We start from the raw sequence: 15232 nt of genomic DNA on the forward strand, positions 1-15232 counted from the left end.
CCTGCAGGAATTCCTCTATCAGTCGCGAACGATTCCGCTGCTGGTGGCGAGGAGGACTTGTTTGTCTTTTTGGTTGGTGTAGGTGGATTGGACGGTTACTTTTTTGTAGCCTTCGCCGTTTTCGACTCTTGTCAGTTTTGCATGGCATGTGATTGTATCGCCTGTGAATACGGGGCGAATGAATTCCATGTTCATGTTTCTTGCGATATAGTTCAGGTCTCCCCCTATTTTTGTGCCAATGCTTGCAGTCAGTAAACCGTGAACCATTAATCTACCATGCTCATCATACTCAATATGGTGTTTCCCCTGATCTCCAGACAGCTGTGCAAACTGCAATGTCTCCTCTTCCGTGAACGTGCGTGACCATGATAGAACATCCCCTGTTTTTATCATTTGTTTGGTACCCTCCCCAACTTTTTTCACTTTGCTACTACTAGTATAATACGAAACTATCGGGAAATGAATGATTATTCATTCATGATTATATTTTTTAAAGACAGCAGCTTACAAATAGAGTGATGCCTCTGTATCGCAACTGGCCTATATAGCAGTTTTTGATTTTGGGTTTTCTACTGACTTTATGGCTATGACTTGCATTTTACTACCTTTAGGTTTAAATGAGCTGAAAAATTGGTAACAAGTGGTTCATTCGAGTGAGGAAGCGGGTTAACAACAGGTTTGATGGGAGATTCAAGAGTCCCGACTCCCATGTTTTTTATAATCTATCGAAAATCGGCAGTAATCTATCCAAAATCCACCTTATTATATCCAAATCGTTCCATAATCTATCGACTTTGACTCTTCATCTATCCAAAACACTTCTTAATCTATCAACTTTCCAATAATAGGTAAAAGTCACAGCATATAAGCATTTAAGCATCCACGAACCTATGCAACTCCCGCCTTACACTCCATTAAGTACCACAACGCCAACAAACAGCACAAAAAAGAACGTACAGCCCAAAAGCTCATACGCTCTTTTCCTTCCTATGGCCTACACTCCCCGTGAAATCCTCACTGCCATAGCCCCATTCACCCTATCGTACCTCCAGCTTATCATCCGAAAAGAACAGCTCATCCAGGATGCGGATTTTTTCCTCCGTATAGTGAAGGAAGCCGTCGTTATATGATTTCGGGTCCTTCGGGTTTGCAAATCTCGTAATTTTCCCGGTAGTCGGATGGACAAATTTACTGGATGCCCCACAACCCAACCCGATGATTGTCTGCTTTTCTTCCATGATCATGATGTTATAGATGCTGTCCTGTCCTGCCAGCGCGTAGCCGACATTTTCAAGATTGCCAAGGATGTTCTTCTGGCGGTACAGATAATATGGCACATAGTCATGCTCCCGGGTCCATTCTGTCGCCATATCCATCATCCGGCTGATCTCATTGCGGTCGGCAACCTTGTATTTACGCTTATTTTGCGTCATCTCGGAGGCACGCTTAAAGGAAAGAGTATGCACCGTCAAGGATTCCGGCATCAGCTTTTCCGTCTCCTGCAGGGTATGGTCGAATTCCTCGACTCCTTCCCCAGGCAAACCGATAATAAGATCCATATTGATATTGTTCATTCCCATTTCACGTGCGAGATGGAATTTTTCAATGGTCTCCTCGACCGTATGGTGGCGACCGATTGCCTTTAAGGTTTCCTGTATATAAGATTGAGGATTGATGCTGATACGGTCGATGTTCCATTTTTTCAGAACCTCGAGCTTCTCAGGCGTAATCGTATCAGGACGGCCCGCCTCCACCGTTACTTCACGGACACGGTCCATGTCAGGAAAAGCCTCATACATTTCCTCATACAGCATGTCCATTTCCTGGGCCGTGATGCTTGTAGGTGTTCCTCCGCCATAGTAGACAGTCGTGATCTTGATTCCTTTTTCCTTCAGCCAGGCACCGATTTCCCTGATTTCATGATGCAGTCCGCCGAGGAAGGAATCCACCTTGCCCTGCTTGCCGTTGATTGCATAGGCCGGGAATGTACAGTAGGCACATTTCGTCGGACAGAATGGTATCCCGATATAGATGCTGACCTCGTTACCAAGCTCGTAAAGGTCAGGCACGACAGAAAGCTGACGATCGACAATTTCCTGCATCAGTGCAATTTTCTCGTCTGTAATCAGATAGTCCTCACGCAGCTGCTGGTGGACCTTTTCCTTCTCCTCGCCCTTTTGCAGTTTTGAATGTAGAAGCTTGGTAGGGCGTATACCTGTCAAAATACCCCACTTCTGGATGATTTCCGTCTTATTCTGCAACAGAGTCAGATAAACGTAGGAAACCGCCTGCTTTTTCAAGCGAAACCTTTCCTTCTCATCCTTAGACGTTAAATTCTTGCTATGTTGGACTGTATCCCCGCCAAGCATTCCTTGTACATGAAACGTATCAGCCACTTCCTCTACAGAAAAAGTGATAAGGATATCAGCCATGTCATTTACACTATTCTCAAAAAGCACTTCCGTTTCTTCAAAAAACAAGTCCGAAATTAAGGATAACGGACGGTGGTATCTATCATCATGAAGCCCTTTGATTGCTATTTTCATTATAATCACCCTTCAATGTTGCTCTCCATTTCACTCTTTCTAGTGTAACGGAACAGGTGAGCCATTATCAAGCGTCAGGATAAGGAAAAAGAGGCGGACCAAAGATTGCGTCCTCCTCTTCTTTCATTTATATTTTCATTTTATTTAAAAATGCAATTCGCTGCTGCTTGCGGAAATGCTCTTTTATCATGTAAGCAACACCGGACTCATCATTGGTCCTAGTAATCCAATCGGCTGCCTGCTTCACTTCTTTTGGTGCGTTACCCATTGCTACACCAAGACCTGCAACCTCGATGATTGGCAGATCCTCCATCGTGTCTCCGATGACGACCATTTCCTGTGGGGCAATCTTAAGAACATCCCCAAGCATCAATAGCCCATCCAGCTTTGTTCCCCCATCCGGAAGAATATCCACCTTTCCATCGGCATGTACGAGGATCTCAATATCTTTGAAGGCGGATTTCAAAGTGTCTATGACCCGCTCCCTTTCTTCCGGCTCCGTAAAATAAACCTCGATCTTCGGCGGCGCTATCGGATTATCTATTAAAGTATCTCCCAGCGATTCCACAAATTGCATCGGATAGATCAATGGATCACTCGAACCGAGAACCGCCCTTGCCATCAGGTTATTTGCACCTCTCAATCTGTTACCGATCGAGTAGCGTTCGTGCAATATCCTCACCGTACAATCATAGTTTTCCAATACCTGAACAAGATTGAACGTTTTATCCTCCGAAATCCTTTTAGCCTGCAGCGGTTGATCCAGCTTGGAGGCGATGAATGCTCCCCCATGAGTGATCAGGAATGTGTCAAGCTTCAACGATTTGGCAACCTTCTTCGCAAATGCAAAGTTCCTGCCAGTCACTAACGTCACATAGACCCCTTTATTCTTCACATATTCGATGGCTTCCTTCGTTTCCTTCGCTAATCTTCCATTCGATTTCAACAAAGTGCCATCGATATTTATGGCTAGTAAGCGGTATATCATGGAGAGGCCTCCTTATCTAAGATGTTTGTACTTACTGATATGAGTATGAGGAATGAAGGGAAAATAGAACAGGTAAGGTGTGGTTGGCGGGGACGTTTATGGTTGAATGCAAATGATCCCAAAACAAAAAGCGTACCGAAGTACGCTTTTGTTTAGTTCTGGTTCTCTTTTTCGCTATATAATTCTTCAAGAGGCTTCATGATGATTTTGTTCAGTTCGCTTACCATCATGCTCATGCGCTGCTCGGCTTCCATCAGCTTGGCGATGCTTTCGTTCTGCTGAACCAGTGCCACCGTTTGTTGCGCTTGCTCCACTTCCTCCTGAGTGATTTCCTGACCGCTCATCTGCTTCTGCTGAAGCTCCAATTGGATGTTACGGAAATTCTCGAACATTCTTTTAGTGGACTCGTCAGCAAAAACCTCTTTATATAAATGTTGAAGATTTTTAAAGTCATCGCTTTCTCTAACCGCTTTTTCCAATCCATATGCCACATCATAAACGTTATTAGACAAGATAAATCATTCCTTCCTTTTTTACCCAACTATCAGGTATGCTAGTGACCAGTATAACAAACCTGCCAATCTCATTCAAACAATTCACTATGCCGCTCTTAAACGAAAAGAACAAATATCCCCTGAAAAAGTCCGATCAGCCCGCCGAGCAGGGCTCCAAGATAGGTGATCATCTTCAGTTCCTTTTTGGATACCGAGAGGACCATTTCCTCCAATTGCTCCAAGGAGAAGGACTCGACCTGATCACGGACCACATCCTCGAGCTGTAGTTTTGCAAGAAGTTCTTCGAGTTTTTCCAGTACGAGATGACTCCCTGTCAAAAGTATTGATGGTACAAGCTTTTCCATCATCCATGGCTGAATCGGCCGAATAGCCTCTAGCAGGCTCTTCTCCATCCAGCCCTGTATGTTCAAGGTACGGTCAAGTGCTTTGTGTATAGTGGAAAGGATCGTCACTTTTGTCACTTTCTCTTCGACTTCCCCGATTTCCATCCTCTTGATTTTTTCCCATTCACCATACAGCACCTTCATCAGTACATCCTTTGTTCCTTCATGGTTCAGGAACTTGACGACCTCTGGCTGCACTTTATCCACAATATTGTAATTGCCCATAAACATTTGGACCACACTTCCGAGCTTGCCACGTGTAGCGATAAAATCCTGGATCATCTTATTGAGCTGTCTTTTTCCTTCAGGACTTTCAAAATAATGGACAGCTTTTGATAAAACATATTCCGCTGCATACGGTATATTGCTCTGGACGGAATGAACTATTGAAGCTGGAAGCACTTGCTGCAATGGTTTGGTGCGCAGACGCGTCATGATTTCTTCATATTTTGATTCCACGACGCGCACAAGGTTCTCCTTCAACTTTTCATCAGCATTTTCGATTCCGAATCTGGACAAAAACTCCTGGACGGTAATCCCGCTTTCCAGATAGTTTTGGAGCTCCACTTTGACCCATTCCTCCATCTTCTCCTGGAACTGGCTGTTTTCCAGTTTTCGCTTCATGCTGTCTGCAGTAAGGAGGTGCTCCATCACAAGCTTTCCGAGCTGGTCTGCCAGCTCCCCTCTTCGTTTAGGAATCAGGCCTGGGGTAAACGGAACCCTTTTCCCGAAAAGATAAATGGGTTTGTAAGGACGGAACAGCATCCTTATCGCAAGGGAGTTCGTGACTCCCCCGATTAATGCACCTACAATAACCATCACAGATATGACATACAGTATTTTCATCTATAAACAACCTTTCTTTTATCACCTATTACTTCCGCTTTCATACAATAAAAGGAACCTTCTAATTGGGTAGGAGCTTAAGGCTTCTAACCATAGTTAGTTGAACCAATCGGGGTGTTAGCGACCTTCCTCCAATGACTGAGGACAGATCCTGACACCTTCTCATTATCCACACATCGTTTCACCTACACCTTGCCGCCACAGGTAATAAATGAGGGAATATCATGAACTTTCATATTGTAAGAGTAGTGCCCTTTGAAAGCATGCACCCAGTTCCAATTATACAAATTAGTGAAGCGTTGGCAAAAAAATTGAAGCTTCCACAGGATAAATCTTTACTTGAATTGCAATGCAGCCGGAATAGAATCTCGGCTCCTGTCGTATGTATCAAGGGAGAGGATTGCACCATAAGACTCGATCCTTCTATATTACATTCCCTGCTGCTATTTGAGGAAGAAAAAAATTATTTAATCACCTTTGATCACGCAAAACAAAGACTTCTGATTGGACCTGTTATCGGGCTTCTGACTGAAATCACCTTAAAAGAAGAAGGTATCGATTTGAAGTCCATACATGAATACTGCCAGGAGCTGGCGAATTACGCCGATGAGATCGGCGCCATCTTTTATGTGTTTTCCATGCCGGATCAGTGGGCAGCACCATCGATTGAAGGCTATTTTTACGAAAATGATGCCTGGAAACGGTACACACTCCCTTTTCCTCAGGTGATCCATAATCGGCTCCATAAACGTACGAATGAAAGACGGCAAATGTTTCACGATTTCACTCAGGCCTTGCAGGAATGGAAAATACCTTATTTCAATGACCATTTTCTCGATAAGTGGACAGTCTATAAGCAGTTGCAGGAAGCTGAGCATCTTCAGCCCTTTTTGCCGGATACCGCTCTCTATTCGAAAGAATCGCTGAAAAGTTGGCTGGAACAATACTCCACCATTTTTATTAAACCCATCAATGGCAGCCAGGGAAAGCAGATTTTCAAGGTCTGCAAGGTGCCAGATGGTTTTGCATTAAGCTATTCATCCATTCAACAGGAAGTATCTTCAACATACAGTACTTATGCTGAATTGTACAAGCGACTCTCCTCGCATATCAAAAAAAAGCACTATATTATCCAACAGGGTCTTGATCTGTTCGACCTCGATGGCCGACCTGTGGATTTCCGCTACCTCTGCCACCGCGGGGAAAACCACCGCTGGCGTTTGACTTCCTCCACCGCTAGAGCGTCCAAGGCGGGATACTTTGTCTCCAACCTTGCACAGGGAGGCGAAATGCTGACCGTTTCAAAAGTATTGCGAACACGATATGAAAGGAATGAACTTCTACATCTGCGTCAGCATCTGAAGGAGATAGCGCTTGAGGTGGCCGATGTGGTGGGAATGGTTTCGGAGGGAATCTATGGAGAGCTTGGGATTGACCTGGCTATCGATCAAACCGGACGTCCCTGGATCATCGAGGTGAACACCAAGCCTTCCAAAAATTTGTATAGTACTACAAGCTCTCCTACCGTCCGCCCTTCTGCAAAAGCGATTATCCTCTACTGTCTATATCTGATTGATGAAACAATCAAGGAGGCCTAATTAAACATGATAGTACTAGGAATACTTTCTTTTTTGAAGCCGACTCCATATGTGACGAAAATAGCACAGCATAGCGTCAGCAGTACGATGGTCTATCACTTTACTCCCCAGGAATTGAATGGGGATGAAAAAATAAATGGTCTGCGGTATTGTCGTGAAAAAATGGAATGGGTAAGTGACAGCTTTCCTATTCCTTCTTTTATTTATGACCGCTGTTTTTACTCCTCCCGATTGGCTCGTGAACTGTCCGGTAGAGTGGAAAAGTTGAAAAAGCAGGAGGAGCGCCATTTTTTGGGATATGGCCTGCCAAACAAATGGGATGTTCATCAGGCGGTTTCAACAGACCCATCTCTTGCGCCATTTTTTCCTAAGACTCTAAAACTGACCACAGCAAGCTTTCTTCTGGCAAATTTGCAGATTCAAAAAAAGTGGGTGCTGAAACCGATTCATGGATCACAAGGAAAAGGTCTGATCAAGGTGGAAGCCTCCAAAGGACAGATTATGGCTAAGGAAGTGAAGCAGCCGGGGGAGCAGTATTTCACTTTTCCTTCCTCAAGTCTTTTTCAGCAATGGCTACATACACGCATGAAAAAAACATCCTATATATTCCAACCCTTTTTATCCCTTCAGAATAAGGATGGCACCCCTTTTGATATCCGGCTCTTACTGCAAAAGGATGAAAGGGGTGAATGGCAGGAGCGTATAAGGGTCATTCGTACAGGCATTCCCCATCATATTACCTCCAATCTGGCTGGAGGAGGAAGGATGCACACCTATTCCTCGCTGACTAAAAGCCTCACCTCCTTACAAAAAAGCAAGCTGGAAGAGGACATTCGAAAAATAGTTACCCACCTCCCTGTATTACTGGAAAGAGCATTTCAGCCCCTATTTGAATTGGGCGTAGATCTCGGATTGGATAGCCGCCAGAATTTATGGATATTAGATATTAATTCCAAGCCAGGTCATAAGATAGTAACAATGACAGCAAAGCAAATTCAAAAGGAAATCTATGAGGCTCCAAGTAAATATTGCGAGTATCTGGCTTTTTCACAGAGAAACAAAATGGGAGTTGAATGATATGAAAGCTCTTTTACCTGTAAAATGTAAGGAATCATTAAAGGAAGATGTTATTTCCATTCCTGAAACACTGATGGAATGGCCTATCTCCTCCATTGCTTTTGGAACCGTGCAATATGCGTGCAAGCCCACCTATCATTCTGGAGGAATCCTATATTTATCCAAGAAAATCTATGAAGAGCTGATGCTGCCTTATGAAGGGAAAATTCATCTTTTTGTTCATGAGGATGTTCTTCATCTCGGTCCATTAATCGGGATTTTCACGGCAGGTTTCACCAATTCCATTATCAGGCCAATCGGCGAGAGGACACTCTTCTTCTCGAAGCTTTTGTCAACGGAGAAAAAAGTGGGAGCGTATGTCTTTCTTTTTGGTGCGAATCATATCAATTGGGAAGATGGAACCATGGAGGGTTATATGTTCTCTGACAAAGGCTGGTGCAGAAGAACTTTACCCTTCCCTCATGTTGTGTACGATAGACTTCCCAATCGAAGAACAGAAAAGCACAAGCTCCTCTCGGAAACAAGGGAAAAAATGCAAAAGGATTATGCGATACCCTGGTTCAATCCTGGATTCTTCAACAAATGGGATATTCATCAGAAATTGATGATCGAGGAAAACATTGTCCCCTATCTGCCTGAGACGAGCAATAAGGTGACCATTGAAAAAATGGAAAGTTTTCTTGCCAAATATCCATTTATTTATGTAAAACCGACAAATGGGAGCCTAGGATTCGGTGTCTATAAAATCATCTATAATCGTGAGGAAGGCTTCTATTATGTCAGATACAAGAATGTAGAGCTTCAAAATAAGCTGATGCGCTTTTCCTCTTTGGAAACCATGCTTGGGACAGTCATGAAAAACAAAGATCTATCAGGCTATCTTATTCAGCAGGGCATTCCTTTAATCAAAAAGGATGATTCCCATGTGGATTTCCGGGTACACACCAACAAAGATGAAAGCGGCAGGTGGATGGTAAGTGCCATGGCGGCTAAACTCAGCGGCAAAGGAAGTGTCACCACCCATATGAATAGCGGCGGTGTGGTTAAGACCATTTCGGAGATGTTCCCTGGCCGGGAAGATCAAGAGGATATCACGCAAAAGCTTACAGCTGCATCGCTTCTTATCAGTGAGGCCATCGATACTCATCTTCCTGGCTTCATCGGGGAGATTGGCTTTGACTTTGGAATGGATAAGGAAAAAAGGATCTGGCTTTTTGAAGCAAATTCAAAGCCTGGGAGGTCTATTTTCTATCACCCAAAACTGCGGTATGAAGACATTCTGACCAGAAAACTTTCTATAGAATATGCAGTTTATTTAACGGAACAAACCATACAGCATCCGGACGGGATTTTCTCATGAAGCAGATCTATTACGATTTAAACGGAAAATCCTGGTATCACACCTATCAAGGGAAAGAAAAGATCTATCTGGGCAAATATTTTTCGGTTCCTTATAGGGACACTCATTCTGAAGAATATCAATCCTTCCCATTTCATATGGAGGACAGCAAGGCTGGACCCCTTGTCGGAATTTTGGCCAGTCCGAAAAAGGAGGGGTTTGTCGGCAATATAGGATTGTTCAAGCGCCTACAGCTCACCTTGGCAAAAAAAGGGGGAAATTCGATTGTCTTCACGCCCCAGCAGCTGACAGATGACGGGATGGAAGGGTTTTGCTTTTTGCCGGCACACCGTAATTGGATAAAAATAAAGGCCCCACTCCCTGACATCATTTATAACAGACTGTATTCGATAGAAGATGAAGAGAATCATTTGGAACAAGTGAAGAACCTTTCCGACCTCTATCAAATACCTATGTTTAATCCGCGGTTCTTCGATAAATGGGAACTTTACTTGCAGATGAAAAGCCATGAAGATTTGGTCGACCATCTCCCTCGTACAGAACTGTTATCCGAAAAGACATTGGAGGAAATGCTTGTCATCTTTGGCGCAGTCTATATAAAAAAAAGAAAAAGCAAAAAGGGAATCGGACTTTCCTATATCTATACAAATGGCCATAGTTTCATTTTAAAAACCACTTCCGCCAAAACCTACTTATTCCCGAGCATCAAAAAGCTCATACAATACTTCCTAAAGGATGATAAAATGCAATCCTACATTGTCCAGGAGGCAATTTCCACTCTTCTTTTTGAAGGCAAAAAATTTGATTACCGAATTCTTGCACATGCGAAGGATAGGGAATTCACTATCACGGGTATCGGAGTACGTGTCGCCAATACGCAGCAGGTAACCACACATGTTCCTGCAGGTGGAAGGATCGCTACATTGGAGGAATTGCCTATAGAACTCAATTTACCTGCGGTCAGCAACCTCATCAATCAATCCGGCAAACATCTCTCCACCTTTTATGACAATCTAAGTGAGTTTACTGCTGACATTGGGGTTACAGAAGAAGGGAAATACTATCTTTATGAACTGAATGCAAAGCCGATGGACTTTGATGAACCGGCAATCAAGGAAGCTTCGACAGAAAAGCTGACTGACCTTTTTATGGAGAAGACAAATAAAATAAAGGATTATTCCGTTTAATATAGAACTAATCATTATTGAGAAATAATGATTAGGAGGTAACAGCATGATATCACATTTTCAAATAAAACCTTTATACAAAAATAGCCAGTTGCCCGGGTGGCACCTATCCTTCTTTTTCAAAGGCCAGAGCATAAAAGCCACCTATCATAAGGATGGCAAAATTGAATTTGACGACTCCACCTTCTCACCTGAAGAAATAGTGCAGGTGGAGAAACAAATCCACGAACTCATGCTGTTTCACGTCTATGAATAACTGGTATGGTTCTTCCCTCCTTCACACAAACTACGTGTAAAAGGAGGGATTTTTTTTGACTGAGAAAAAGAAGGATCAGACGAGGAAAGAACCAAGCTATGAGGGGCGTGATGAATACTTCATGGACGTGGACCGCTATATTAATGAAGGTATGGCCGGAGGTAGCGTTTTTTCAAGAGACAAGTATACGAATATCGAAGAGGCACGCGATCTGGAGAAGGAAACGCCGCCGAACGAATAGCTTTACTGACTCTTCCTTTCTATGGGAAGAGTTTTTTTGTTTGTTCTTTTGCTATAATAGAAGCAACGCATGTACAGAAAGAAAGGGATCCTCATGTACAATCAACTGAAAAAAATTTACGGAGATTCTCTTGTCAGAAGATCCTTGCCTGATGATTTCGAACAATATGAATGGTACTATGGGCCAACCAATGACTTTATCGGTATTGAGAAGAGCGTGTTAGTGGAAAAGGACAGGCTCTTGTTGGCTGCATTTTTGGAGCGGGTTTCACAAGTCCAATTTGAAATGACATCAACTGAAAATTGGTGGCATTCCTTTTTATATCTAAATGAATATAGCGCACCTGACCATCCATATCCACCCCATATGCATTGCCGTTTTATCCAGTTTCATTTCGGGGAGGCCTTCCCGCTCAAGGAAGAATGGAAGGAAGCACTGGCTGCCTTCTTTGAAACTCCCATCGAGCTGATATGGGAAAATGCAACAAGCGGGGTCCTGGTTGAAGTATTTCCAAAAAACCATAAACCGGAAGACAGCCCTCCCTATTCCGATATCATCGATACAACTGCAAGCGACTTTTATACGAACGTAAAGCTGTTCATCGGCTCCGCAAGACCTATAGACGAAAAAGCGAAGGATGCCTTTGACTGGGAAAAGAAATGCTTTGACCTCTCCCGCCACTCACAAAAGAAGTTCGTGATCCATACATTTGAACAGGCCATTCCCTATTTGGTGACAGGCCAATTGGAACCAGAGCTTGTCACACAGTTTAAGCTGCAGTTCGGACCTGTGCTCGAAGAAGACCAGGAATTGCTGCAAAGCATCAAGGTCTACATTGAAAATAACCTCAATGTCTCGTTGACTGCCAAAAAGCTTTTCATGCATCGCAACAGCCTGCAATATCGGATAGAAAAGTTCTCGGAACGGACAGGAATAGACATCAAAAACTTCCGGGGGGCATTGGCGGCGTATCTTGCACTCATTATTTTGGAAACGGAGAAGTAGTGATTGCGATGGTATTTCTGTCGGCACATGTCAACATGCACAAGACCCCGCCACCATCTTTGTGCAACTTGTACATTTACGAAATGTATCCGTTTTCGTTACACTTATACTAGTTAAGAAAACGATTTCACAGGAGGAAATGAACAATGGCTGAATTAAAATTAGATCATATTTATAAAGTATACGAAGGCGACGTTACTGCCGTTAAGGATTTCAACTTACACATCAAGGATAAAGAGTTTATCGTATTCGTAGGTCCATCAGGTTGCGGTAAATCTACAACTTTACGTATGATTGCAGGTCTTGAGGAAATTTCCAAGGGAGACTTTGAAATCGACGGAAAAAGAATGAACGATGTAGCCCCAAAAGACCGCGACATCGCAATGGTATTCCAGAACTATGCACTTTACCCGCATATGAATGTATATGATAACATGGCTTTTGGATTAAAGCTTCGTAAGTTCCCGAAAGAAGAAATCGATCGTCGCGTAAAAGAAGCAGCAGCAATCCTTGGATTAGAGCAATATTTAGACCGTAAACCAAAAGCATTATCAGGTGGTCAGCGTCAGCGTGTTGCCCTAGGTCGTGCAATCGTCCGTGATGCAAAAGTATTCTTGATGGATGAGCCTTTATCCAACCTTGATGCGAAGCTTCGTGTAGCCATGCGTGCTGAGATTTCCAAGCTTCACCAACGTCTGCAAACAACTACTATTTACGTAACGCATGACCAGACTGAAGCAATGACAATGGCAACTCGCCTTGTTGTAATGAAGGACGGTATCATCCAACAGCTTGGTTCTCCAAAAGAAGTATACGAAAATCCGGAAAACGTATTTGTTGGCGGATTCATCGGATCTCCTGCAATGAACTTCTTCAATGGTAAATTGGAGGAAGGCGCATTCTTACTTGGAGAGCAGAAAATCTCTGTTCCAGAAGGAAAAATGAAAGTTCTGCGTGATCAAGGTTATGTCGGGAAAGAAGTAATTCTTGGAATTCGTCCAGAGGATATTCATGATGAGCCTGTTTTCATCGAATCTGCTGTTGGTTCAACCATCACTGCAGTAATCGAAGTTGCAGAATTACTTGGTGCTGAATCCATGCTTTACTCCCAGATCCATGGCCAGGATTTCGTAGCACGTGTTGACTCCCGTTCTGATGTCAAGCCTCAGCAAACGCTACAGCTTGCACTTGATATGAACAAAGCTCACTTCTTCGATTTCGAAACCGAATCTCGCATTCGTACAAAATAATAAAACTTCCAAGCCAGGCCCTCTTTCATGAGTGGCCTGGCTTTTATTCATTTACCGCCAAGATGAGGTCCTGCTGACAACTAGTGCAACTAATAACATGTATGCAGACATTTTCCGTCAGACTTGTCAAATCCCCATCGACAAGCTTTAACACATCAATATCCATATACGCGCTATAATCATCCAAAAAATCTGTTACCTTCCCTCCGTCCATCATCATGCCTCCACAAGATGAGCACTGGCTTTCAAACTCCTTAAATCCATTGCATAAAGGACACATTGCCATCCTTGTCCCTCCATTCCTGATTAGGGTTATTTTTTTCTCAAACTGGTGGAATTATGCTTTGTAGACGCCTCAACAATATCCAATAATTACCTGAAGGAAAAAAGAATAAAGATTTTAAGAAATTCCTATAATACAAGTAACATCTTACTAACAGATGGACCAGGCTAAAGAGCGCGGCAGAAAATTTCTGCTGAACTGGTGCAAACCCAGTGGGTCCAACCAAAACTATATTTCGAGGAGATGAATCAACATGGCAAACCAATCAAGAAATTCGTCTAATCAATTAGTAGCACCTGGAGCACAAGCAGCTATCGATCAAATGAAGTATGAAATCGCTTCTGAGTTCGGAGTTAACCTTGGTGCTGACACAACTTCTCGCTCTAACGGATCTGTTGGTGGAGAAATCACAAAGCGCCTAGTTCAAATGGCTGAGCAATCCCTAGGCGGAAGATAAGTTCCAGTTTTTATGTAACACATAATTTTATATGTATGGCTATGGGCACCTCAAACTTTGGGGTGCTTTCCTTTATGAGAAGAAGAAAGGGCTGTTTTCGTTTTCATTATTGCTATTCTGATATGATGTTCACATCAAATGTAGCCCGTTGCTTTCCGCTCCGGACACTTCCTTTCCGCGGGGACGGATGGGAGCCTCCTCGGCTTCGCCTGTGGGGTCTCCCCATGCCCTCTACTCTCCCGCAGGAGTCAAGTGTCCTCCGCTACAATCAACTCAGTTTTTTAACATTATATGCTCTACTGAATATGAAAATTGAGACTAAAACTTTTTTCTACTTTTAGTTAGGCAAATTATTTCTTTGAGTCGCGTTATTGGTTGGATTGCGTGAGACTTCCTCATTAGTTTTGCCCTATGCTTAAAGCCACAATCTATAAATAAAGAACCAAAAAAAGAGACCCCGCACAATACGAAGTCTCGATACGTTAATCATACACCGCTGCTGATCAATCGCAGGAATTGCTTTGTTCTTTCTGCTTTTGGAGACTCAAAGATCTCCTCCGGCTTGCCTTTTTCGATTATCACGCCTTTGTCCATGAAGATCACTTCATCTGCCACTTCCCGGGCAAATTGCATTTCATGGGTGACCACAACCATGGTCATCCCTTCCTGGGCCAGCTCCTTCATGACTCGAAGAACTTCGCCTACAAGCTCGGGATCGAGTGCGGATGTCGCCTCATCAAAAAGCATCACTTTCGGCTCCATCGCCAATGCTCTTGCAATGCCGACACGCTGCTGCTGTCCTCCCGAAAGCTGGAATGGATAAAAGTCCGCTTTATCACCGAGGCCAACCTTCTCCAGAAGACGTCTTGCTTTTTCCTCGGCCTTTGCCTTCTGTTCCTTTTTCACCGTTATCGGCCCTTCCATCACATTTTGGAGGGCTGTCATATGAGGAAAAAGATTATAGCTCTGGAATACCATACCTGTCAATCTTCTGAAGCTGGCGATTTTCCCGGAAGGAAGCTTCGAGGAAAAGTCCAGTACCTGACCGTCAATAGACACTTTTCCGGAAGTTGGTGTCTCCAAAATGTTCAAACAGCGTAAAAGTGTCGTCTTTCCTGAACCTGATGGGCCAATGACGACCACCACTTTCCCCTGCTCGACATTCAAATCTATTCCTTTTAAAACTTCTAAATCTCCGAACTGCTTGTGTAAGCTCTCTACTGCAATCATATCTCGAGCT

The 15232-nt window shown here is 43.4% G+C and carries 16 protein-coding genes; 9 read left to right on the top strand and 7 right to left on the bottom strand.

The features are described 5' to 3' along the window. Positions 1–18: 18 nt before the first annotated feature. The 5 genes from ACFVAD_RS05060 to ACFVAD_RS05080 all read right to left on the bottom strand — a co-directional run bounded on the left by ACFVAD_RS05060 (position 19) and on the right by ACFVAD_RS05080 (position 5278). Positions 19–393 carry a MaoC/PaaZ C-terminal domain-containing protein gene (locus tag ACFVAD_RS05060; RefSeq protein WP_386636761.1) on the bottom strand — a complete coding sequence of 125 codons (375 nt, stop codon included), beginning with the start codon at positions 391–393 and terminating at the stop codon, positions 19–21. 644 nt (positions 394–1037) lie between these two features. Then, positions 1038–2546, bottom strand: coding sequence for a coproporphyrinogen III oxidase (locus ACFVAD_RS05065; protein ID WP_386636763.1), 1509 nt, complete (start codon positions 2544–2546; stop codon positions 1038–1040). A gap of 127 nt (positions 2547–2673) precedes the next feature. After that, entirely contained in the window at positions 2674–3534 is an 861-nt protein-coding gene (locus tag ACFVAD_RS05070; protein WP_386636765.1) for a Cof-type HAD-IIB family hydrolase, read from the bottom strand. 152 nt (positions 3535–3686) lie between these two features. Further along, on the bottom strand, positions 3687–4046 hold the full coding sequence (locus tag ACFVAD_RS05075; RefSeq protein ID WP_386636767.1) for a YlbF/YmcA family competence regulator: 360 nt from the start codon (positions 4044–4046) through the stop codon (positions 3687–3689). A gap of 98 nt (positions 4047–4144) precedes the next feature. Then, positions 4145–5278, bottom strand: coding sequence for a DUF445 domain-containing protein (locus tag ACFVAD_RS05080; RefSeq protein WP_386636769.1), 1134 nt, complete (start codon positions 5276–5278; stop codon positions 4145–4147). 224 nt (positions 5279–5502) lie between these two features. On the opposite strand from ACFVAD_RS05080, the gene ACFVAD_RS05085 reads away from it, so the two are divergent. The 8 genes from ACFVAD_RS05085 (at position 5503) to ACFVAD_RS05120 (ending at position 13252) form a co-directional block, all read left to right on the top strand. Further along, complete coding sequence (locus tag ACFVAD_RS05085) at positions 5503–6876, top strand: YheC/YheD family endospore coat-associated protein (protein ID WP_386636771.1); 1374 nt, start codon at positions 5503–5505, stop codon at positions 6874–6876. A gap of 6 nt (positions 6877–6882) precedes the next feature. Further along, the gene (locus tag ACFVAD_RS05090) at positions 6883–7953 is read left to right on the top strand and encodes a YheC/YheD family endospore coat-associated protein (RefSeq protein ID WP_386636773.1); all 1071 of its coding nucleotides are present in this window, start codon (positions 6883–6885) and stop codon (positions 7951–7953) included. A 1-nt stretch (position 7954) separates the two neighbouring features. Beyond that, a complete protein-coding gene (locus ACFVAD_RS05095) occupies positions 7955–9313 on the top strand; it encodes a YheC/YheD family endospore coat-associated protein (protein ID WP_386636775.1) in 1359 nt (452 codons plus the stop codon). Next, positions 9310–10500, top strand: a complete 1191-nt coding sequence (locus ACFVAD_RS05100) for a YheC/YheD family protein (RefSeq protein ID WP_386636777.1) — start codon at positions 9310–9312, stop codon at positions 10498–10500. The genes ACFVAD_RS05095 and ACFVAD_RS05100 overlap by 4 nt, the downstream gene beginning before the upstream one ends. A 46-nt stretch (positions 10501–10546) precedes the next feature. Next, positions 10547–10756 (top strand): YheE family protein, encoded by a 210-nt coding sequence (locus ACFVAD_RS05105; protein WP_386636779.1) that lies wholly within the window; start codon positions 10547–10549, stop codon positions 10754–10756. A 55-nt stretch (positions 10757–10811) separates the two neighbouring features. After that, a complete protein-coding gene (locus ACFVAD_RS05110) occupies positions 10812–10997 on the top strand; it encodes a hypothetical protein (protein ID WP_386636781.1) in 186 nt (61 codons plus the stop codon). Positions 10998–11066: 69 nt separating this feature from the next. Beyond that, a complete protein-coding gene (locus ACFVAD_RS05115; protein ID WP_386636783.1) occupies positions 11067–12002 on the top strand; it encodes a PucR family transcriptional regulator in 936 nt (311 codons plus the stop codon). A gap of 146 nt (positions 12003–12148) precedes the next feature. Beyond that, entirely contained in the window at positions 12149–13252 is a 1104-nt protein-coding gene (locus ACFVAD_RS05120) for an ABC transporter ATP-binding protein (protein ID WP_386636785.1), read from the top strand. Positions 13253–13295: 43 nt separating this feature from the next. Here the strand turns inward: ACFVAD_RS05120 and ACFVAD_RS05125 are convergent, their stop codons facing one another. Beyond that, on the bottom strand, positions 13296–13538 hold the full coding sequence (locus tag ACFVAD_RS05125) for a hypothetical protein (RefSeq protein WP_386636787.1): 243 nt from the start codon (positions 13536–13538) through the stop codon (positions 13296–13298). Between the two features lie 250 nt (positions 13539–13788). Here ACFVAD_RS05125 and ACFVAD_RS05130 point away from each other — a divergent pair, with 250 nt between their 5' ends. Beyond that, positions 13789–13992: an alpha/beta-type small acid-soluble spore protein gene (locus ACFVAD_RS05130; protein WP_386636789.1), complete on the top strand. Its 204-nt coding sequence runs from the start codon at positions 13789–13791 to the stop codon at positions 13990–13992. 486 nt (positions 13993–14478) lie between these two features. On the opposite strand, the gene ACFVAD_RS05135 is transcribed toward ACFVAD_RS05130, so the two are convergent. Then, entirely contained in the window at positions 14479–15222 is a 744-nt protein-coding gene (locus ACFVAD_RS05135; protein ID WP_386636791.1) for an amino acid ABC transporter ATP-binding protein, read from the bottom strand. Positions 15223–15232 lie beyond the last annotated feature (10 nt).

Origin of the sequence: Sutcliffiella sp. NPDC057660 (assembly GCF_042800035.1) — a bacterium.
In the GTDB taxonomy this organism is placed as follows: Bacteria; Bacillota; Bacilli; order Bacillales; family Bacillaceae_I; genus Sutcliffiella_A.